21 protein-coding genes are annotated in these 19,434 nt (G+C 63.0%); 4 read left to right on the forward strand and 17 right to left on the reverse strand.

What is annotated here, in order from left to right; genetic code table 11:
- Nucleotides 1–46: 46 nt before the first annotated feature.
- Nucleotides 47–763, reverse strand: a complete 717-nt coding sequence (locus AC0L20_RS34440; protein ID WP_473294916.1) for an HAD family hydrolase — start codon at nt 761–763, stop codon at nt 47–49.
- A gap of 145 nt (nt 764–908) precedes the next feature.
- Here AC0L20_RS34440 and AC0L20_RS34445 point away from each other — a divergent pair, with 145 nt between their 5' ends.
- Nucleotides 909–1,760: an SDR family oxidoreductase gene (locus tag AC0L20_RS34445; RefSeq protein ID WP_473294917.1), complete on the forward strand. Its 852-nt coding sequence runs from the start codon at nt 909–911 to the stop codon at nt 1,758–1,760.
- A gap of 120 nt (nt 1,761–1,880) precedes the next feature.
- The gene (locus AC0L20_RS34450) at nt 1,881–3,146 is read left to right on the forward strand and encodes a serine hydrolase domain-containing protein (protein WP_473294918.1); all 1,266 of its coding nucleotides are present in this window, start codon (nt 1,881–1,883) and stop codon (nt 3,144–3,146) included.
- A 57-nt stretch (nt 3,147–3,203) separates the two neighbouring features.
- Here AC0L20_RS34450 and AC0L20_RS34455 read toward each other — a convergent pair whose 3' ends face one another.
- Both AC0L20_RS34455 and AC0L20_RS34460 read right to left on the reverse strand, forming a co-directional pair.
- On the reverse strand, nt 3,204–4,091 hold the full coding sequence (locus tag AC0L20_RS34455) for a dienelactone hydrolase family protein (protein WP_473294919.1): 888 nt from the start codon (nt 4,089–4,091) through the stop codon (nt 3,204–3,206).
- A gap of 104 nt (nt 4,092–4,195) precedes the next feature.
- Nucleotides 4,196–5,485, reverse strand: coding sequence for an MFS transporter (locus AC0L20_RS34460; RefSeq protein WP_473294939.1), 1,290 nt, complete (start codon nt 5,483–5,485; stop codon nt 4,196–4,198).
- 424 nt (nt 5,486–5,909) lie between these two features.
- Here AC0L20_RS34460 and AC0L20_RS34465 point away from each other — a divergent pair, with 424 nt between their 5' ends.
- Nucleotides 5,910–6,488: a MarR family winged helix-turn-helix transcriptional regulator gene (locus tag AC0L20_RS34465; RefSeq protein WP_027570502.1), complete on the forward strand. Its 579-nt coding sequence runs from the start codon at nt 5,910–5,912 to the stop codon at nt 6,486–6,488.
- A 14-nt stretch (nt 6,489–6,502) separates the two neighbouring features.
- Here AC0L20_RS34465 and AC0L20_RS34470 read toward each other — a convergent pair whose 3' ends face one another.
- Entirely contained in the window at nt 6,503–7,471 is a 969-nt protein-coding gene (locus tag AC0L20_RS34470; protein ID WP_473294920.1) for a hypothetical protein, read from the reverse strand.
- 819 nt (nt 7,472–8,290) lie between these two features.
- On the opposite strand from AC0L20_RS34470, the gene AC0L20_RS34475 reads away from it, so the two are divergent.
- Entirely contained in the window at nt 8,291–9,061 is a 771-nt protein-coding gene (locus tag AC0L20_RS34475; RefSeq protein ID WP_473294921.1) for a response regulator transcription factor, read from the forward strand.
- Nucleotides 9,062–9,236: 175 nt separating this feature from the next.
- Here AC0L20_RS34475 and AC0L20_RS34480 read toward each other — a convergent pair whose 3' ends face one another.
- The 13 genes from AC0L20_RS34480 to AC0L20_RS34540 form a co-directional block, all read right to left on the reverse strand.
- A complete protein-coding gene (locus AC0L20_RS34480) occupies nt 9,237–9,695 on the reverse strand; it encodes a hypothetical protein (protein WP_007595846.1) in 459 nt (152 codons plus the stop codon).
- Nucleotides 9,692–10,204, reverse strand: a complete 513-nt coding sequence (locus tag AC0L20_RS34485; RefSeq protein ID WP_473294922.1) for a flagellar biosynthesis protein FlgN — start codon at nt 10,202–10,204, stop codon at nt 9,692–9,694. Before AC0L20_RS34485 ends, AC0L20_RS34480 begins: the two co-directional genes overlap by 4 nt.
- 42 nt (nt 10,205–10,246) lie before the next feature.
- A complete protein-coding gene (locus AC0L20_RS34490) occupies nt 10,247–10,732 on the reverse strand; it encodes a rod-binding protein (RefSeq protein ID WP_473294923.1) in 486 nt (161 codons plus the stop codon).
- The gene (locus AC0L20_RS34495; protein WP_473294924.1) at nt 10,729–11,148 is read right to left on the reverse strand and encodes a hypothetical protein; all 420 of its coding nucleotides are present in this window, start codon (nt 11,146–11,148) and stop codon (nt 10,729–10,731) included. The genes AC0L20_RS34490 and AC0L20_RS34495 overlap by 4 nt, the downstream gene beginning before the upstream one ends.
- A gap of 6 nt (nt 11,149–11,154) precedes the next feature.
- Nucleotides 11,155–11,907: a flagellar biosynthesis protein FliR gene (fliR, locus tag AC0L20_RS34500; RefSeq protein ID WP_473294925.1), complete on the reverse strand. Its 753-nt coding sequence runs from the start codon at nt 11,905–11,907 to the stop codon at nt 11,155–11,157.
- Nucleotides 11,904–13,985, reverse strand: a complete 2,082-nt coding sequence (gene flhA, locus AC0L20_RS34505) for a flagellar biosynthesis protein FlhA (RefSeq protein WP_007595850.1) — start codon at nt 13,983–13,985, stop codon at nt 11,904–11,906. The genes fliR and flhA overlap by 4 nt, the downstream gene beginning before the upstream one ends.
- Nucleotides 13,986–14,079: 94 nt before the next feature.
- Nucleotides 14,080–14,346 (reverse strand): flagellar biosynthesis protein FliQ, encoded by a 267-nt coding sequence (fliQ, locus tag AC0L20_RS34510; protein WP_008130649.1) that lies wholly within the window; start codon nt 14,344–14,346, stop codon nt 14,080–14,082.
- Nucleotides 14,343–14,756, reverse strand: coding sequence for a flagellar hook assembly protein FlgD (gene flgD, locus AC0L20_RS34515; RefSeq protein ID WP_456768228.1), 414 nt, complete (start codon nt 14,754–14,756; stop codon nt 14,343–14,345). Before flgD ends, fliQ begins: the two co-directional genes overlap by 4 nt.
- 14 nt (nt 14,757–14,770) lie before the next feature.
- On the reverse strand, nt 14,771–15,181 hold the full coding sequence (gene flbT, locus AC0L20_RS34520) for a flagellar biosynthesis repressor FlbT (protein WP_473294926.1): 411 nt from the start codon (nt 15,179–15,181) through the stop codon (nt 14,771–14,773).
- Nucleotides 15,181–15,525 carry a flagellar biosynthesis regulator FlaF gene (gene flaF, locus AC0L20_RS34525; protein ID WP_027570494.1) on the reverse strand — a complete coding sequence of 115 codons (345 nt, stop codon included), beginning with the start codon at nt 15,523–15,525 and terminating at the stop codon, nt 15,181–15,183. The genes flbT and flaF overlap by 1 nt, the downstream gene beginning before the upstream one ends.
- 67 nt (nt 15,526–15,592) lie before the next feature.
- Entirely contained in the window at nt 15,593–16,639 is a 1,047-nt protein-coding gene (locus tag AC0L20_RS34530) for a flagellar hook-associated family protein (protein ID WP_027570493.1), read from the reverse strand.
- Between the two features lie 3 nt (nt 16,640–16,642).
- A complete protein-coding gene (flgK, locus tag AC0L20_RS34535; protein WP_473294927.1) occupies nt 16,643–18,121 on the reverse strand; it encodes a flagellar hook-associated protein FlgK in 1,479 nt (492 codons plus the stop codon).
- A 34-nt stretch (nt 18,122–18,155) separates the two neighbouring features.
- The gene (locus tag AC0L20_RS34540) at nt 18,156–19,388 is read right to left on the reverse strand and encodes a flagellar hook protein FlgE (RefSeq protein ID WP_027570491.1); all 1,233 of its coding nucleotides are present in this window, start codon (nt 19,386–19,388) and stop codon (nt 18,156–18,158) included.
- Between the last annotated feature and the right edge of the window lie 46 nt (nt 19,389–19,434).

A 19,434-nucleotide genomic window follows, 5' to 3' on the forward strand; every position in this document is an offset into this window, starting at 1 on the left:
TTCTACTGTGCATGGGGTTGTTTTTCAGTTTTTTTGTTTTGGCGCCTCACCCGAGCCCGGACAGATCATCCAGCACGACCCGCGCCCCGCTGAAATCATCGTCCCGGAAGAACACGCTTCTGGTGATGAGCACGGGAATGTTCGCCCGCGCGGCTGCGATCAGGCCGTTGGTGGAATCCTCGATCGCGACGCAGTCGGACGCGTTGAGCTTCAGCCGCGCTAGGGTCTCGACATAGACATCCGGCGCAGGCTTTTTGTGCCGCACGTCATCCCCGGCGACGATCGCATCAAAATCCCCGGCCCAGCCCGTTCCCAGCGCCCGCGACAGCAGCGCGTCGATGTTGGCGTGCGACGTGGTCGTCGCGATCGCGAGCCGCTGGCCGCGCGCCTTGGCAGCAGCGAGCAGATCCGTCACCCCGGGCCGCAAGGGACAGCAGCCGGTTTCGACCAGTTCGGCATAATGCGCAGTCTTGATGCGATGGAGTTCCGCAATGTCGGCATCCGATAATGGCGCGGCGATCCTCAGCCTTTCATGATGGGCGCGGATCCGTTCCTTGCCGCCCGTAACCCGCAACAGGTCCTTGTAGACGGCCCGGTCCCATTGCCAATCGAGACCGTGGCGGGCGAAGGCATGGTTGAAGGCCTGCCGATGCAGCTCTTCGGTCTCAGCCAAGGTGCCGTCGACGTCGAAGATCAGCGCGGCGGCGCGGCGGACCAGCTCAGCCGCGTCAGATAGCATGATGGCTGGCGCTTCTGCCTGCATGATCGATGTGTCCCTCCGGTGAGCGACCATCGCCTGCACGGGCGGGCGGGACAAATTGCAATATCTTTTGCCCGACCCAAAAATCTCTTATGAGCGGAGGACGCGCTGCGGCGCGAACGGGAACTCCGACCTGCAAGGAAGATGTATGCGGCTCTTTATTCTTGGTCTCGGCTACAGTGCCCGGCACTTCGTCCGCCTGTTCGGTGGCCGCTTCTCGCATATCGCCGGCACGGTGCGCGATCCCGCGCAGCGGGGCGACCTCGCCGGCGTCGAGGTGCATGCTTTCTCCGGCAGCAGTCCGGCACGCGAGACAGTCGAACGTATCAGCGACGCCGACGTCCTTCTCGTCTCGATCCCGCCCGGCAGCAGCGGCGATCCTGCCATCGCGACCTTCTCGGACGTGCTGGCCACGGACCGCCACCGCAGGATCATCTATCTCTCCACCATCGGCGTATATGGTGACCACGGCGGCGGATGGATCGACGAGAGAACGCCGCCGCAGGCCAGCCTCGAGCGCACGCGCATGCGGGTCGCGGCGGAACAGGCGTGGACCGAGACGACTGGTGGCGACGCTGCGATCCTGCGGCTTGCGGGTATCTCTGGCCCTGGCCGTAACGCGCTGGTGACGCTGCGCGCTGGAACCGCCCGGCGCATCATCAAGCCGGGACAGGTGTTCAACCGCATCCACGTCGACGACATCGCCAGCGCGATCATGGCCGCGGTTCATCATCCGGGTGGCGGCATCTGGAACGTCTGCGACGACGAGCCCGCACCGCCGCAGGACGTGATTGCCTATGCAGCGAAGCTGATGAACGTTGCACCGCCGCCGGAAGAGCCGTTCGAGACCGCCGAGATGTCGGCGATGGCCCGCAGCTTCTATGCGAGCAGCGCCCGCGTCTTTAACGCGAAAATGAAGCGCGAGCTCGGCGTCACGCTTGCGTATCCGACCTACCGCCACTCTCTGAATGCGTTGTGGCACGCGGGAGAGGGACGATAGGGTTCCGGCATTCCCGGCGTCCCAGACATGCCCTGCTCGCGCTTGACTTCGCTCCGGTACGGTCGTGATCTAACCACTGAGCGGGCCACAGCAAAACGAGTCCGCGCTTGGGAGGATCCAATGAAGACGATCGCCATGATCGCCGCGACCGTTGCCGCCATCACGTTCGGCGCAGCGCGCGCCGCACCGCTGCCCGAAGCCAATCCAGACGACGCCGGCTTCTCGAAACAAGGCCTTGCACGGCTCGACAATTTCTTCGCGCGTGAGATCGCCGCCAAGCGCGTCCCCGGCGCGGTCGTCGCGATCGCCCGTGACGGCAAGCTCGTGCACTACAAGGCCTACGGTATGCTGGATCCGGACAAGGGCACGCCGATGCCTATCGACGCGATCTTCGCGCTGGCCTCGATGACCAAGCCGATGGCCGCAGTCGCGGGCCTGACATTGATGGAGCAGGGCAAGCTGCCGCTCCAGGCCAAGCTGTCCGACTATTATCCCGGCTTTGCCGACATGAAGGTCGGCGTTCAGCAGGGCGACGGTTCATTGAAGCTCGAACCGCAGGCATCACCGATCTTCATTCACGACCTGTACCGACACACGTCTGGCCTGATGTATGGCGGCCGCCCGGACAGCGCGAGCCCGGTGGCACGGCAATATCCGGAAGGCACAGCACCGGCGATCGAAGGCGACACTCAGGCCTTCATCGATCGCATCACAAAGCTGCCGCTGGCGCATCAGCCCTCGACCGAGTTCGAATACGGTTTCTCGATCGACGTGCTCGGCGCCGTCGTCGAGAAGGTCAGCGAGCAGAAGCTCGGCGACTATCTCGCCGCCAATGTCTGGCAGCCGCTCGAGATGAAGAACGCGACCTTCCACCCGACCGACGCACAGCGCGCTCGCCTCGCCCGCCCGTTCGCCAACGATCCGCTGACCGGCAAGCCGCAAGCCATCAAGCTTTTGGACACGCCGACAAAATCCGACTGTGGCGGCGCCTGCTCGTTCGCGACCGTCGGCGACTACATCCGCTTCGGACAGATGCTGCTCAACGGCGGCGAGCTCGATGGCCAGCGCATCCTCGGTCCCAGGACCGTGCATCACATGACGACCAATCATCTCGGCCCCGAGATCAAGAACAACGTGGCGAACATCGAGCCGCATCGCGCCGGGTTCGGCTTCGGCCTCTCGGTCGCGGTCCGCACCAGCGAGGGATTGTCGTCGGTCCCCGGCAATCCCGGCGAGTTCACCTGGAATGGCGCGTATGGTACGCAATTCTTCTGCGACCCCAAGGAGCGTCTCGTGGTCGTGGTGGGAACGGCGGCGCCGGGCGAGCTGCGGAAATATTATCGCGAACAGGTTCAGGACATCGTCTATGGCGCGATGGTGAAGTGAGATCGACGCCTTGGAATAGAAGGGCGGCCGCTCGGGCCGCCCTTTCGAAGATCGGCGTCAGCTCAGGACGCCATACTTCTTGAACCAGGCCTGGGCCTGCTTCCAGGCATCTTCTGCGGCGTCCTTGCGGTAGCTGCCGCGGTAGTCGGCATGGAAGCCGTGCGGCGCTTCCGGATAGATCTTGAACTCGGCCGTCTTCTTGTTCTGCTCCAAGGCTGCCTTGAGCTGCTCGACCTGGGCGACGGGAATGCCGGTATCGGCGGCACCATAGAGGCCGAGCACCGGTGCCTTCATCTCGGGCGCGAGCTGCATCGGGCTCTTCGGCCATAGCGGATTGGCTGGATCGACCGGCGGACCGTAGAAGGCGACGCCGGCCTTGAGGCTGCCGCTGTGAGCGGCATATTCCCAGACGGTGCGTCCGCCGCGGCAGAAGCCGATGATGCCGAGCTTACCGGTGTCGCCGCCTTGCGATCCCGCCCACGCCACGGTCGCGTCGAGATCGGACAGCAGCTCGGCGTCCGGCTTGGCATTGACGATCGGCAGCAGGTCCTTGATCTCGGCGACCTTGGTCAAATCGACGCCCTTACGGAAATAGTAGTCGGGTGCGATCGCGAACGCGCCGAGCTTGCCAAGGCGCCGCGTCACGTCCTTGATGTATTCGTGCAGGCCGAAAATCTCCATCGCCACGATGATCACCGGCGCCTTGGCGTTGCCGGCGGGCCGGGCAAAATACGCAGGCATCTGTTCGGAGCCGACCTTGATCTTGGCGTCCCCGGTCTGGAGGCCGCTGGTGTCGGTCGTGATCGCCTCGGCGCGCACGGGCCCGGCCGCAAGCGTGTAGCCGGCGGCGACGGCCGCAGTCGCGCTCATGAACCCGCGGCGCGAGACAGGGGCGATCTTGGTCAGCCCGACGACGTCGGATGTCATGGTGGTCTCGATACTCATCGGTTCGTCCTTCCTGCCGTGATCCTTCAGGCGCGCATTCGCCAATAATTGCCGGTGAAACGCAAATCACCAGCCTGCGAGCGCGGCGCTTTCAGGCCTTGTTTTCAGATCTTGGTCTGACGCTGTTTCACCGGCGCAGTCTCGGGCATGAGGCTCATTGCGCCAAGTCCGACGATCGCCGCAAGCAGCAGGTACCAGGCCGGCGCCAGCGGATTGCCGGTGACGTGGAGGAGCCAGGTGACCACGAGCTGCGCCGTCCCGCCGAAGCTCGCGATCGCGACCGCATAGACGGTCGCGAACACGCCGCCGCGGATGTTCTGGGGCAGCGCCTCGGTGAAGGTCGCGTAGAACGCGGTGAACGGCAGCGAGCCGATGACGGACAGGACACCGAAACCAACCAGGAGCGACAACGCGCCGGGCGCATGGACGATCCACAGGAAGGTCGGGTAGGTCAGCAGCAGCGTTGCGAGCTGCGGCCAGATCATCACCGGCTTGCGACCGAGACGATCCGCCAGCCAGCCCCCGACCAGCGCACCGACAAACTGGATGCCGTTGCTGACCAGCGACACGGCGAAAGCCAGGGTCGACGACACATGCAGCGTGTTCTGCGCATAGGTCGTCATGTATTGGGTGACGTAGGTCGAGATCGTGCCGCTTGCCAGGATCATCAGCGCAAGTCCGATGATGCCAAGGTGTCGTCTCGCCTGCGAAAGATGGCTGGTGTGCTCGACGGTGCGGGCACCGGCTTCGGCCTGCGGGATCGTCTCGGGCAGCGTCCGGCGCATCCAGAACCCGAATGGCAGGCACACCGCCCCGATCAGAAACGCCACCCGCCAGCCATAGGCGTCGAGCATCTCCGGCGCCATCGTCCTGCTCAGGATGACGCCGACGAGCGCGCCCGCGGTCGCGGCGATCTCCTGGCTCGCCGGCTGCCAGGCCACCACCAGCGCGCGATGCTGGGGCGGGGCGATCTCGATCAGATAGGCGGTGGTAGGTCCAACCTCCCCGCCCAGGGCAAAGCCTTGCGCCATACGCGCCGCGATCACGATGACGGGCGCGGCAAGGCCGATCGATTGATAGGACGGCGTGAGCGCGATGGTCAGGATCGATAGCCCCATGAGCGCGAAGCTCAGCAGCATGGCAGGCCGCCGGCCGATCCGGTCGGAATAGATCCCGAGCACGATCCCGCCGATCGGCCGCGTCACGAAGCCGGCGCCGAAAGTCGCCAGCGACAGCATCAGGCTGCCGTACTCGCTTCCCGTCGGGAAGAAGGTATGGCCGATCTGGATGGCGAAGAAGCTGTAGGTGATGAAGTCGTAGAACTCGAGCATGTTGCCGACGGTGGCGGCCAATGCTGCGCGCTTGACGCTGAACGGCTTCACTTGCTCGATCACGGACGACACTCTGGCATTCCCGGGCTCGATCCTATTTCGATTTAACCGCCTGGCCGCACTGCAACGCAACATCCATTAACCGCAAACGGTGGTTCCTCGCGCCCCCTTTCCGCCGGCCCGAGTTGCGGCCGATCCGCCTGCTCGCGCGATTCGAAGCGCATCACGCAATTAATGGGCTTTGCGGTGGTCGCAACGACACATCATGTTGCACGCACATCCCACGCTATCGGAATTTGCGCGTACACCGCGGTCATTTGACTGAAATTTTCAGAAGAGTTGAGCCGGGCGATTTACTCGAACTTTCTTCGCGACGCTCTAGTTCCACGACCGGAAGGTTCCGCCTCTTTCGGGATCCTCATTATCAGCCGCCCGGATTGCGCTACCAAAGCTCAATTGAATTAAGATTTACCGACCTGGAATTGAAATGAACTTGGCTCGCGAATCGATTGAACTGCTGGAACAGGTCGCCCGGATCCTGTGGTTCGAAGGCACCAAGCACGGCTTGCGTGACCGCGAGTGGATGGCGCTGCGTTTCCTTTCCCGCGCCAACCGGTTTTCCAGGACGCCGTCGGCGCTCGCGAGTTACGTCGGCACCACGCGAGGCACCGCCTCGTTCATCATCGGCGAGCTGGAGCGGCTCGGATATCTCGAGCGAAAGCGCTCGGCCCAGGACAAGCGGTCGGTGATGCTGAGCGTGACACAACAGGGCAAGAAGTTCCTGGTGCGCGACCCCGTCAACGTCCTCGTCGAGGCCATCGCCGTGCTCGAGGGCGAGGCGAAGGTCAGCTTCCGCGACGCGCTCCGCCACGTGCTCGATCAGTCGGACGCAGCCGAACAGCGGCACCATACCGACGTCTGCAAGCGATGCATCTTCCTTCGCGAAGATCGCACCACCACGGACAGCAGGACGACGGCCGAGTTCAGCTGCCGCCTGTTTCGCGCGCCGATCGCGGAGGCGGAGGTCGATCTGCTATGCACCAGCTTCGAGCATCACCGCAAATAGCAGGCGGCCCTCGATCAGGGCGTGGCCTTGCGTGACGAATAGATGACACCCCCGCTGGACTCGACCACCAGACGTCCGTTCTCGTTTTTGATCTCCTCAATGCGGCCAAGGCCGGGCACCTGCTGTCCCAACACCGCCTCGACGACACCGTTCGGGCCTTGCAGGATCGCAATCCCCTCATAGGCCTGGCGGACCGACCAGCCCTTGATCGACTTGCGCGGCGCCGAAATGCGCTCGGACGGTGCTACCGATCCCGTGACCTCGGGCGTCGCGGCCGAGGCCATCATCGGCATTGGCTGCGAGGCGACGGGCGCCGGAGCCTGGGCCTGCACCTGGGCAAGCTTGTCGAGCTTCACCGTAGAGGACGAGCTCACCCGTTCGATGCGATCCAGATTTTCGCCAAACCGGCCAAAACGGTCATTGGTCGCCTTGCTCGATTGATCGACCGCGGTGCGCAGGCCATCGAGGTTGTCGGACACGCCCGACACCTGCCTGCGCAGTTGCGCCACCGTCTCGCGCAGATTCCTGATCTCAGTATTAGCCGCGACGTTGGTCTGGGCGGGCTGCATGGCGAAATAGGCGATCACGCCGGTGCAGGCACAGACGACCAGGATCGCAGCGACCGCCAATGTCGCGAGCGGCGCGACCCATGTCGGACGCGGCGGCGGCGGTTTGGCCACGATCACGGCCGGCTTGATCACGATCGGCGTAGGCTTGGAGATTGCCATCTTGTCGAGGCGCGCCTTGGCGCGAATACGCTTCAGACCCTCGAGCGCCTCTTTCGCCAGAGTTTCATCACTCGCTGCTGCCGACGCAGGCTTGGTGTTCGCAGCAGGCTTGGTGTTCACAGCAGCTTTGGTATTTGCAAAAGGCTTGGCCGTCGGTGCCGCATTGTCTCTGGCATCGCGCGTCTCCGCAGCAGGTTTCGCCGCTGCGGAAACATCGGCGGTCGCGTTGGGACGAGCTTGTCCATCGGACAACATGCGAGAATGCTCCGTTCGGTTCGATCTGTCGAACGGTGACATTATTTGCCGAAGCTTGCCTGAAACGTGCGCATCGAAAACTTTTCATCCCGCGCGATGCGACGTCCCATGAGTCAAACACGTCACGCACGTGGCGAGAGTGCGACTCGAAAGACACACCCTCGCCAAGATTTCGCCAAGCTGGAGTCGCCTCGCCATACATGAGTCGAATTGTCGCACGCTGAAAAACGATGACGAGAGTCAATCCCGGGTTGAAAACCCATCAATGTGCATGAAGCGAAGCACCACCCGAAATGGCTGTAATCATACGGGGATGCGGAACTTTAGAACCGCCACGGTGCAAAACTAGTTCGAATTCCAAATCAGCTGATGCGATTGAATATACAAAGAAACAACTCGAACCTAACCAACAGCATCAAGCACGTGTAGCAAACGCTTAGTTGCGCACGCTTGATCGGAAATCGGCAATTGTTACGGTCCTACTCAAGTGATTCTCGCCAGTTGGCGAGGGGATTGACACAGTACAGTAGCGTTCGGATGCAATGAGCAACTTGGCGCAACTGTTCTAGGTTGCTTTCTCAATCCGCTCCGCGAGGTGATCCGCAAGACACCCGCCGAGCCTCACGCAGTAAGCGTTCAGTATCGAGTCGAAGTAGCAGGCCTGCGAGACGCAGGCACTGAATGCGTAGGGCTGCCCGCGAATATCGAAACCATAATAACGGTTCGCGGGATGGAATATCGTCAAACAGCACAGTTGCCGAGCCGGGCATCACAACAACCAACCGGCCGTAACAAGTGCGAAACAGGGGCGACAAACTGATGTATATTATCGTTGATGATCGCGAGAGCGTCGCGAACAGCTATGTCGGAGGGCTCGTTCGCGAAGGTGTATCGTCGATCGGCTTCTCCTCCGGAGAATTCTGGGACTGGCTGCAATCTGCGAGTGAATCGGATCTTGCCGCGGTGGACGCCTTCCTCCTCGGGGATTGCGACACCCGCGGAAGCCTGCCGCGGGCAATGCGCAAGCGCTCCTCGGCACCGATCATCGCCATGAGCGGCCAGAAGATGCTCAAGAACACGCTGGAGCTCTTCGAATCGGGCGTCGATGACGTCGTGCACGTGCCGATTCACCTCCGCGAGATCCTCGCCCGAACGGCCGCGATTGCGCGTCGCCGGGTCGGGGAACTGCCGAGGCCCTGCGAGACCAGGATCCAGGTCTTCTTCAACGGACGTGACCCCGAGATCGCTGGCCACGCCCTCACCCTGCCCCGCCGCGAACTGCGCATTCTCGAATATATGGTCAGCAACCACGGCAAGTGGGTCACCAAGACGCAGATCTTCAACGCGGTCTACGGCATCTTCGAAGCGACATTCGACGAGAGCGTGATCGAGAGCCACGTCAGCAAACTGCGCAAGAAGCTCCGCGACCGCCTCGGCTTCGATGCAATCGTGGCCCGGCGTTACGTCGGATACCGCCTCGACATCCCGGCCGGCGAGACCATCGACGTCCCGATGCAGGAGCTCGACGAAGTCGGCATCCTGCTGAACAGGGCGCATACCGCCCCAGTGGCGTATCCGGCCGGAAACTGATCGGCAGGGCGCTGCCACGAAACCGACAACGGCCTCTGCGAACCACCTTCGCAGAGGCCGTTGTAGTTTCTGCGACGTCAACGGCGACCAGAGGCGCGGCGGTCCCGGCGCTGCGGCTCGCGTGTAAGTATAATTCTAGAGGCTCGCTTCTGATTCAATCAGAACCGGTAATACCCTAGGGCTTCTGCTGGAATTCTTCCTTCGACACGTAATTGAAGTCCTCGACAAGAACGTCCTGGACGACTTCGGCCTGCATTCGCTCGTTGACACGCTGCTTGATGGCCGTCGTGAGGATGGAGAGGTCGTAACGGGCGAGTTTTCTGAAATCGAGACGGTCGTCGGCATAGATCCTGCGGAAGGCTTCATCGACGACGAACGGCTCGGGCGGAACGTTGAGCTGGTGCATGGTCCGCGCCTCTACGGTATAGACGAAGCGCGCGACGATGTAGCCCTGCACGTTGCCACCCTCGACCATCGGCACGCTCAGCGCCCGCGTCTTCTGGTACTGCAGCCCGTCAAGGTATTCGTCCTTTGCCGGCAGCAGGCTGCCATTTTCCTTCCAATAGGCTACGGCATAGCTCGTTCCCGCGGTGAGGATGCATACCCAGAGCCCGGCCAGAACGAGTCTGATCATTTTCCGTCCTGTGCTGCGCGACCGGTATAGGTGCCGTCCGACTCGGCGTCCTTGATGGCCTTGACGATGATGGTCGCAACCTCGCGCACCGCATCGTAATGCATTTCGAGGATGGAACGGTTCCGCTCGAGCTTCTCGCGCAGCCGCTGGACCTCCTCGGTGATCTCGACCTCGCCGCCGAGATGCATTCGTGCCCGCATCAGGCGGACGAATTCCAGCATGCTCCGGCTCTTCCGGGCGCTGAACTCGTCGAAGTCGATCTTCTTGCCCGTCGCGAGCGCGGCCGTCTCCTCTTCGACGATGCCTTCGAGCCGGCGGATCGCAGCCAACAGGCCGCGCACCTCGTCCGATCTCGCTGCGTCCGCACCGTCGTTCGTCACCTCGCCACCGACATTCGGCAGCAGCACGGGCAACAGGGCATCCCCCGACACGGCCGCCGTCGTCATCGCCTCGGTGTCCATGGCCGGCTGCTCCATCACCATGGCCGCCGCGCCTTCTTGTGCCTGCATAGGAAATTCACCCTTCAACTTCTGTCACCCATTCCCGAATCATCATCCGGCCTTGCCCGTAGCGTCCGGTCCCGCCGGATGCGCGGCAGCAAGCTGCTTCGCAATGCCAATGCCCTTGCCCTTTGCCAACTGCGCACCAAGTTGCTCCGCCAGCATCGACTTCCAGACGCCGCCCGCCGTGCCCTTCCCAAAGACCTCCTCCGACTCCTTCGGCAACATCGTCTCGACGAAGGTCTGGAGGATGAAGGCCTCGAACTTGCGGTACACCTCGCCGGATGCCGGCGCCTTGATCACCTGCACCGGCGCCCCGTTCACCGCACCCGACTGCGGTTCCGAAACCTTCGTCCCGGATTGATCGGCAGCAGCCGTCTTGGCCTTCGCCTTGCCGACCTCCGCGTCCATCGTGGCGGCGAAATCCGCGTCCGATGATTTCAACGCGTCGAGCTTCGCGGTGGCCGCGCGCTGCGTCACGGGATCGGCAGCGTCGAGGACGTCCAGAACGAGGTCGGGTGTCGCTGTCACGATCATGTCTTGGTCCGGTTGGCTGGCCGTGGCGTCCATTCGCGCACGGTGAGGCTTGTTCCCGTCATCTCCTCGAGCGATCGCTTCTCGGCGTCGCGAAGTTTGTCCGCGAGCGCCGCCTTCGCGACCTGCTCGAACTGCTTCACACGGCGGCTCTCCGCGCGAACCTGGTCGAGCTGCTGCGAGGCCTGCGCCTGAATCGCGCGCGCGCCGACGCTGGTTCTGGTCAGACGCCGCGCGATCGATTCGCTCGATGATCCCGCCGGCGGCTTGCCCTCGTTGAGAGTCCCGACCAGCCATTCCTGTTCGTCGTGCAAGCTGCGCTCCTGCTGCCGCAGATGCGCGAGCTGCCACTCTGACAGCCGGAGCTGGAGCTTCACGAGCGAGACCATCCGGCCGAGCTTGTCCGCGCGCGACGTCATGACCGATCACTCCGCCAGCCACGACGAGACGCCGAGCATGAATTGCGTCAGGAGCTCGTCGCTGGTGAGGTATAGCAGCAGGAAGCCGCCGAACAGCACGAAGGGCACCGAGATGAAATAGACAGGAATCGCCGGCGTCAGCTTGTTGATCAGGCCGACCGCCAGGTTGACGACGACCGAATAGACGATGAAAGGGCTGGCGATCCGCAGCGTCAGCACGAATGCCTCCGACAGCCGGCCGACGAGCTGGTCGAGCGGCATGCTGCCGCCGAGCCGGTCGCCCGGATGCCAGACGTCGTAGGAGTTCATCAGCCCGCGCAGGACCTGCCAGTGCTGGTCGGTCATGAAGAACAGCGTGGTGACGGATGTCATGATCAGCGGCACCAGGGCCGGCGCCGGATCGGTGTCGCCGACCGGCGTCCCCGGGATGTTGCTCAGCCCGATTGCACTGGCCATCACGGTGACCATGGTCTGCAGTGCGAGAAAGAACACGCGACCGCCGAGCCCGATGACGGCACCGACCACGAGCTCGGAACAGATCAGCAGCACGAGGGTCAGCGGCGCCGCGTTGTCCGTAAGTGGTTTCAGGACCGCGACCAGGATCGGCGTCAGCGCAAACGTCGTGACGAGCGCGACGAACAAGCGGACCTGGGCCGGAACGTTGACGCTGGAATAGCCGGGCACCAGCATCAGGCAGGCACCGATGCGGCAGAACACGATGAACGTCACCAGCACGCTGTCGGTGAGGCCGCTGATCACGATATGGCTCCGAGTGCCCTGATCTCGGTGCTGCGCGCGACCTCGACATGCGACAGGATCGGCAGGGTCGGAAAGACCCGCTCCAGGATCATCCGGACGTAGGGACGCGCTTCCGGGGTCACCGCCAGCACCACGCTGGTGCCGTTCTCGGTGAACTTGCGGATCGCCGCGCTGGCTTCGGTCGCAAACTGCTCGATCAGGCGCGGATCGGCGTCGAATTCGACGACGTCGCCCTTGGCGTCGCGCTTCAGGCTCTGGTGGAACGCGAGATCCCAACGGTTGCCGAGACGGACGACGTTGAGCACGCCATTGTCGGAGAGATCGCCGCAAATCTGCTGGGCAAGACGCGTACGCACATGCTCTGCCACCTGCTCGGAGCGCCGCACATGGGGCGCGATCTCGGCGATGGCTTCGAGGATCAGATGGAGGTTGCGGATCGACACGCGCTCGGCCAGCAGGATCTTCAGGATCGCCAGCAGCCCCGAATACGATATCTGCGACGGGCAGAGATCCTCGACCAGGCGCTTGTATTCGGGATCGAGCCGGTCGAGCAGGCCGCGCATGTCCTTGTAGGACAGGAGCTGGGCGAGGTTGGCCCTGATCACTTCGCTCAGATGCGTGAGCAGCACCGACAGATTGTCGACCGGCTTGCAGCCCTGGCGCTTGACCTCGTCGGTGAACGCGTCCGTCACCCACAGCGCCTTCATGCCGAAGGCCGGCTCGATCACCTCTTCGCCGGGAACGTCCGGCTTGCCATCCTTGTCGACGAGCACCAGCACTTCGCCAAGCCTGAGCTCGCCCTGGGCGACGCGGGTGTCGTGGATCCGGATCTGGTATCCCTTGGGATCGATCGACAAATTGTCGGTGAGCTTGATCTCGGGCACCACGAAGCCGTACTGCTTGGCGAACTTCTTGCGGATCTTGGCCACGCGGTGCGCCAGCTCGTTGCGCGAGCCCAGCAGATGGACCGAGAGGTGGCCGCCGAGCGCCAGCTCGATTTCCGCGGTCTTGAGCGATTCCTTGACGGACTCCTTGGCATCGACCTGGGCGCGTTCGTCGGCCTTGCGCGCATCTTCCTTCTGCTTCAGGGCTGCCTGCCGCCTCGGCAGCGAGTATCCGACGAAGGCCATGACGCCGCCGAGCAGCAGGAAGGGCGCCGTCGGCAGCCCTGGCATCAAGGCGAGCACGAACATCATCAGCGCGGCGGCCGAAACCGCGCGCGGATAGCCGCCGAGCTGCCGCAACACCGCCTGCTCGGCCGAACCTCTGGTGCCGCCCTTCGAGACGAGCAGACCCGCCGACAGCGACACGATCAGCGCGGGCATCTGCGTTACCAGACCGTCGCCCACGGAGAGCTTGGTGTAGACGTCGGCGGCGCGTGCCAGCGTCAATCCGTGATGGGTCACGCCGATGATGATACCGCCGAAAATGTTGATCGCGGTGATGATCAGGCCGGCGACGGCATCGCCGCGGACGAATTTCGAGGCGCCGTCCATGGCGCCGAAGAAGGCGCTCTCCTCTTCCAACTCGCGGCGCCGGCGCTGGGCTTCCTTGTCGTCGATCAGGCCCGCGGACAGATCCGCGTCGATCGCCATCTGCTTGCCGGGGATCGCATCCAGGGTGAAGCGGGCGCCGACTTCGGCGATACGCGTTGCGCCCTTGGTGATCACGACAAAGTTCACCGTGACCAGAATCGCGAAGATGATCAGGCCGATGACGAAGTCACCACCCATGACGAACTTCGAGAAACCGGCAACGACATGGCCCGCGGCGTTTTCCCCCTCCCCGCCGCGCGACAGGATGAGACGGGTCGTTGCGACGTTGAGCGCAAGCCGCAGGATCGTCGCGATCAGGAGCACGGTCGGAAAGGCCGAGAAATCGAGCGGCCGCTGGATCCACAGCGCGACCATCAGGATCAGCGCCGACAGCGCGATCGAGAATGCGAGGCCCAGATCGATCAGGATCGGCGGTATCGGCAGGAACAGGATCGTGAGCATGGCCACGATGCCGCCTGCGAAAAAGGCGTCGGCGCCCAATCGTCGCGGGGTCGGCAGGCTAGCAGCTAACGTATCGGACATGGGTCACCGGCGGAGGATCCGGCCCGTAATCTGCCGTGCAAAGCTTACGCGGGGGTGGTGGCAGAGGTGGCAGAGGCGGCCGGGACCGTCCGGATCAGAAGCCGCGCTCGATGTGCGAATAGACCATCTCGGTGAAGGTGGAGAGATGGGCTCCGATGAAGGAGCCGGAGATGGCGACGACCACGAGAATGACGATGATCTTGGGAACGAAGGTCAGCGTCACCTCCTGGATCTGGGTCAGAGCCTGGATCAGCGCGATGATGGTGCCGACCAGCATCGCGGCACCGACGGCAGGCCCGGAGGCGACGATGATGGTCCAGATCGCCGCCTGGACGATGTCGAGGGCGTCCCGTTCGTTCATGACTGGCTGATCGTGAGACCGGGGCCGATCGCGACTTTCGTACCGTTGTCGAGTGTCGCGATAGAGCCGTCGCTGTTGATGGAGACCGAAGCGACCTTGCCGCTGAAGCTCGCTCCGGTCGAGTCCGTGAAGCTGACGGTCTTTCCGATCAGTCCATTGGCCTGCGACAGCGATTGCGAAGACAGCAGAGCGTCGAGCTTGGTATTGGTCTGCATCGCCTGCTCGACCGACGAGAGCTGCGCAAACTGGCTCATATATTGCGAGGTATCCATCGGATTGGTCGGATCCTGATTCTTCATCTCCGCGACGAGGAGCTGAAGAAATGTGTTGTAATCGACGCCGGTGCTCGAGGTCGTCGTCGTCGTGCTGGTCGACTTGCTGGTGCTATCGGTCGCGCTGGTGACGTTCATGTCGCTCTCCGCTGTCAGGCAGCCTCGAATGGGGAATCGATCTTGGCGCCGGCCAGGATGGCCTGCTCCACCGGAAACAGCGCCCGGATCCGCTTGAGCGCCTCGAAGTAACGGCACGCCCCGACCAGGTCGTCGACCGCACCAAGCCCGACCAGCATCTCCTGGCTCTCGCACACGGCGAGCAGAGCGGCATGATGCTGCCCGTAGAGAGCCGAGGCATCCCGAACATCGGTCGGATTCATCAGCATGAGCTGGACGATGAAATAGAGCTGCCGCAGCGCCGTTGTGGCGTCGGAGGCCTGCATGATCTGCCCTTCGAGCAGGAACATCACGTCATTGACGAGCTCGACGGAGACCTTGCGGTCCACGCGCAGCACCGCGCCGTTGATGTAGACCCGTTCGCCCGCACGCAAGGATATCTTCATCAAAGTGCGTCTCGGATCAGGCGGTTGATTTCGATGAGCTGGATCACGTCATTCGACTTTTCTTCGCGAAGGCGGTCGGCTTCCTTGACCACCCACAGCCCGATCGAGATGATGTCGGCGCGCAGCTTTTCCGGAAGCCCGTTTTCCGGATGCGCGAGATCCTCGATGAAGATCGTCCACAGCCGCCGCACATAGAGCAGGCTCTCGACCAGATCCTCGAGGCTGAAGCGGTCCTCCTGGATCCGCTCGAGCCGGTCGATGCCGAGGCTGAGCGCCTGCCGCTCGCGGCCCCGCGCCTCATAGCCGCTCTCGTCGACGACCGATTCATAGGCTTCAAACGTCATCAGGACAACTCTGCGCAGGAGACCGAACAACAAGACAAGGGTTACGCGCCTTACGAAGGAGCTGGACTCAGAGATAGTTGATGAGGCTGATCTTCTGGAGCTGCGAGGTGAGCGCAAGTGCCGTCTGGATCTGCGTCTGCAAGGTGTTGACCCTCACGGAGGCTTCCGTGGGATCGACCTTCTCTATGCCGACGATCTGATTGTTCAGAATATCCTGCTGGGTCTTTAGCTTGTCGGTTGCGGAGGTGATCCGCTGCTGGACCGTGCCGATGTCGCCGCCGAGGGTCGCAAGGTCAGTGATGGCGTTTCCGACAAGGCCGATGGCCTTGTCCACGACGACCTGGAACGTCGCTTGGTCCAGGTTCGCGTTCCCGAGATCCGCCATCATGGTGTAGGCCTCGGCGAGCTTGCGGAAGCCTGTCTGATTGGCGCTGACGGAGGTATCGGCGATCTCGGTCGTGGAGATACGGCTTTGCATCACCTGGTCGGTCGCCGATGACCAATTCGTGTTCCAGGCCGGGCTCGCGAACTCGGCATCGAAGGTGGTGTCGAGGAAGGTCTGCATCTGGGCCGGGGTGATGGTGTTCACGCTGGGCGATGATTGCGAGAAGCCGAAGGTCGCAAGAAAGTCGGCATCGACCTGGTTCTTGCTGGCCGAGCCCGCGGTGTAGGCCGTGATCGGCGTGTTCTGCGTGTTGATGCCCGCAAAGAGTGACGAGCCGTTATAGGAGACGTTCAGCGCGCCAATCAGATCCTGGAGGTTGGAGGACGCAGGCGGCAGGATGATCCGCCCGCCGCCGTCGGTGCTGCGCGCCGCGATCAGGTCCTTGAGGAAGTCCGTTGCGGTCGAACCAAGCTGGGTGATCCGGCTCTGCGTGATGTCCAGGCGTCCCGAGACCAGCCCGTTGGTATCGACGAGCTGATCGGCGAAGCTCAAATCCGCCCGCAGGGTGACGTCGCCTCCCGTCGTGGCGCCAAGCTCGAGGCCGACATCGGCGAAGCGGCCGGTGGTGGCTTCCTTCGAGGCCTTGGCCAGCGCGGCTTGATTGTTGGTGATCGAGGACCTCAACGACGACGACAGCATCAAGGTCGAGATGTAGTTCGCGCTCATCATGACTTAATTTCCCACGGCAGCCAGCAGGCTCTGCAACATTTCGTCGACGGTCGAGATGATCTTCGACGAGGCCGAATAGGTGCGTTCGACCTGGAGCATCAACGACATCTCGTCGTCCATGTTGACGCCGCTGACGTTCGACAGCGCCGCGGTGCTGCGGTCGAGCAGCGTTTTCTGGTAGGTGACGTTGGAGTCGGCGGTCTTGCGCTGGTTTTCGATCCAGCTCGCCGATGACGACGCGAAGTCGATCAAGCTGCCGTTCGGCTTGCCTTGCGTGGTTGCATCGAACGGCTGCGACGCATCCATGGCGCCGATGAGCTGCTGCAGCCGGATCGAGTAACCGCCATTGCCGGCGGTATTGTATTGGTATGCGACGTTGCCGCTGATCGCACCGTCGCGCAGCAGATTGGGATTGCCGCCCTGGGCCGGATCGACCGATGCAGCAACGGAAATCGTACCAGCGAGGCCCACCAAGACGGTGGCGCTCGCGGGCATTGCCGGCGCGCCGGGATAGGTGAAGAGACCGGGGACGTCGGGCAGCGTCGGAACAGGCGACTGGTCACTTTCCTTGAAGGCATCGACCAGGCCGCGCGCGATTTCGTCGAGCTGGCTCTGGTAAGTAACCGTATCATTGTCGCGCAGCTGCGCGAGGCCAGCAAGCTTGCCGGACTTGAGCGGCATCACGGAATTGGCGCCGGTCACCGGAACACCGTCGATATAGACAGCATTGCCGGTGGTGCCGGCTGTATAGGCGTTCGTCGGCGCAAAGCTCACCGTGCGCGCTATCTTGTCGAACAGCACGACGCCGCTGTCGGTATAGAGCGCCGCGTCGCCGTTGGGACGGAGCGACATCGAGACCCCGACCTCCTGCGACATCTGCGAGACGATGCTGTCGCGCTGGTCGAGGTAGTCCGTGATGTCGTCGCCGGAGATCGTCCCCTTCACGATCGCGGTGTTGACGGTCTGGAACTGCGAGAGCAACCGATTGATGTTTTGAACCGACGTTTGCATGTCGGCATCCGCGCCCTCACGGGCCGACTGCACGGTCAGAGTCGCCTGGTTGAGCGCGGTCGCCATGTCCTTGGCGGACGTCACCGCTGCCTGCGCCAGCGTGGTGTTGTCCGGGGCGTTGGCATATTGCTGGAGCGCCTTCTTCAGCGCGTTGAGCTGCGCCGTCGGCGACTGGTCGAGTTCCGGATCGTCCACCGTGGCAGATGCGATCTTCTGGAGACCGTCAAGGATCGCGCTCTGCTTGGCCGACGTCGAGGTTGCGGTCAAGACATTGTCGTAGAGCCCCGAGCTGGCGGCGCGCTGGATCGCCGCCACGTAAACGCCGGCCCCGGGGAAATTGTCCAATACGGCGATCTTGCGCGAATAGCCGGCGGCACTGGCACCGGCGATGTTGCGCGAGATCGTCGACGACTGGATGCCCGACGCCATGAGCGATGCGCGAGCGGAGTCGAGAGCAGCGGTAAGGGACATGGTCTACTCTTGGCCGGGACGAGTGCGGAAGGATTCAGCGCTTCAGGTTGACGACGACGTCGAGCAGGTCGGCGCCGGTCTGGAACGATTTCGAGTTCGCGGTGAAGCCACGCTGTGCCTCGATCATCCCGGTGAGCTCGTCCGCGAGATCGACGTTGGAGTCTTCCAGCGCCTCAGACTGAATCGTGCCAAGCCCACCGGTGCCGGCATTCGCGGCCTGGGCGTTGCCCGAATTCTGGTTGGTCGAATAGACGTTGCCCGGCTCGGGCGTCAGATTATCGGGGCTCGCCACGTCGGCGAGCATGAGCGTGTAGAGCGTCAGTTGCTGACCGTTCTTGAGCACCGCGGTCACGTACCCGTTCTGGTCAACGTCGACCTTATCGATGGCCGACGGAACGCTACCGTTGACAGTGGCCTTGAAGCTGAAGTTGGTGCCGACCTGCGTCATGTTCGACAAGTCGAGGGTCACGGTCGCGCCGCCGGTGACCGGAAATGCAAGCGTCGTGGCGCTCGCTGCGGCCAGCGCGCCCTTTCCGGCCGTCGTCGTGTCGAAGGTATAAGTGCCGGTCGCGCCGAGCGTGGCGCCCGTCGTCGAGTTGTAGGCTTGGATTTGCCAGGTGTCCAAGCCCGCCGCTGTCGCGGTATGGGACATATAGAGATCGACCTTAACGGGCTGGCCGATATTGTCGTAGGCCACGATCGAGCTTTTCGACGAGTACGCGCCCGGACCGGGCGGACCGGCAATGAGTGCTGCCGTCGGATCCAGATTGCCGGTGGTGAGCGTTCCCGCCGTCGATGGCACGGGCACCTGCGAGACCTGGGCGATGTTCACGATCTGCATTCCCGACAGGCTGTTCTGCGAGAAATTAGTCACCTTCCCCGGCTGGCCGAGGAGGTAGTAGCCGGCCGCATTGACCAGATTGCCTTGGCTGTCCGGGACGAACGAGCCGGCCCGCGTCAGGAACTGCTGCGTGTTGGTGGCGTCGGACACCACGAAGAAGCCGTTGCCTTGAACGGCAAGATCCGTGCTCGATGTGGTGAATTGCGTATGTCCGGCGTCGCTGATGGCGTAGCGGACGGTGGTCTCGACGGCGCCGGAATCGTAATTGCCGGAGCCGCTCTTCAGGATCAGCGAGGAGAATTCAGTCGAAGCCCGCTTGTAGCCGGTGGTGTTGACGTTCGCGATGTTGTCCGAAACCGTCGACAGCTTGTTGGACTGCGCGGCCATCCCGGAAACGCCGGTACGCATAATGCCATAGAGGCTCATGGATTGGGCTCCTTAAGTAGGTTGTAATTACAATGATAGGTTTTGC

The sequence above is a fragment of the Bradyrhizobium sp. Kon58 genome, assembly GCF_055807455.1.

What these genes read in the sequence shown, in the direction of transcription:
- AC0L20_RS34440 (WP_473294916.1), bottom strand. Translation starts at nt 763, where the DNA reads ATGCAGGCAGAAGCGCCAGCCATCATGCTATCTGACGCGGCTGAGCTG.
- AC0L20_RS34445 (WP_473294917.1), top strand. Translation starts at nt 909, where the DNA reads ATGCGGCTCTTTATTCTTGGTCTCGGCTACAGTGCCCGGCACTTCGTC.
- AC0L20_RS34450 (WP_473294918.1), top strand. Translation starts at nt 1,881, where the DNA reads ATGAAGACGATCGCCATGATCGCCGCGACCGTTGCCGCCATCACGTTC.
- AC0L20_RS34455 (WP_473294919.1), bottom strand. Translation starts at nt 4,091, where the DNA reads ATGAGTATCGAGACCACCATGACATCCGACGTCGTCGGGCTGACCAAG.
- AC0L20_RS34465 (WP_027570502.1), top strand. Translation starts at nt 5,910, where the DNA reads ATGAACTTGGCTCGCGAATCGATTGAACTGCTGGAACAGGTCGCCCGG.
- AC0L20_RS34470 (WP_473294920.1), bottom strand. Translation starts at nt 7,471, where the DNA reads ATGTTGTCCGATGGACAAGCTCGTCCCAACGCGACCGCCGATGTTTCC.
- AC0L20_RS34475 (WP_473294921.1), top strand. Translation starts at nt 8,291, where the DNA reads ATGTATATTATCGTTGATGATCGCGAGAGCGTCGCGAACAGCTATGTC.
- AC0L20_RS34480 (WP_007595846.1), bottom strand. Translation starts at nt 9,695, where the DNA reads ATGATCAGACTCGTTCTGGCCGGGCTCTGGGTATGCATCCTCACCGCG.
- AC0L20_RS34485 (WP_473294922.1), bottom strand. Translation starts at nt 10,204, where the DNA reads ATGCAGGCACAAGAAGGCGCGGCGGCCATGGTGATGGAGCAGCCGGCC.
- AC0L20_RS34490 (WP_473294923.1), bottom strand. Translation starts at nt 10,732, where the DNA reads ATGATCGTGACAGCGACACCCGACCTCGTTCTGGACGTCCTCGACGCT.
- AC0L20_RS34495 (WP_473294924.1), bottom strand. Translation starts at nt 11,148, where the DNA reads ATGACGTCGCGCGCGGACAAGCTCGGCCGGATGGTCTCGCTCGTGAAG.
- flhA (WP_007595850.1), bottom strand. Translation starts at nt 13,985, where the DNA reads ATGTCCGATACGTTAGCTGCTAGCCTGCCGACCCCGCGACGATTGGGC.
- fliQ (WP_008130649.1), bottom strand. Translation starts at nt 14,346, where the DNA reads ATGAACGAACGGGACGCCCTCGACATCGTCCAGGCGGCGATCTGGACC.
- flgD (WP_456768228.1), bottom strand. Translation starts at nt 14,756, where the DNA reads ATGAACGTCACCAGCGCGACCGATAGCACCAGCAAGTCGACCAGCACG.
- flbT (WP_473294926.1), bottom strand. Translation starts at nt 15,181, where the DNA reads ATGAAGATATCCTTGCGTGCGGGCGAACGGGTCTACATCAACGGCGCG.
- flaF (WP_027570494.1), bottom strand. Translation starts at nt 15,525, where the DNA reads ATGACGTTTGAAGCCTATGAATCGGTCGTCGACGAGAGCGGCTATGAG.
- AC0L20_RS34530 (WP_027570493.1), bottom strand. Translation starts at nt 16,639, where the DNA reads ATGATGAGCGCGAACTACATCTCGACCTTGATGCTGTCGTCGTCGTTG.
- flgK (WP_473294927.1), bottom strand. Translation starts at nt 18,121, where the DNA reads ATGTCCCTTACCGCTGCTCTCGACTCCGCTCGCGCATCGCTCATGGCG.
- AC0L20_RS34540 (WP_027570491.1), bottom strand. Translation starts at nt 19,388, where the DNA reads ATGAGCCTCTATGGCATTATGCGTACCGGCGTTTCCGGGATGGCCGCG.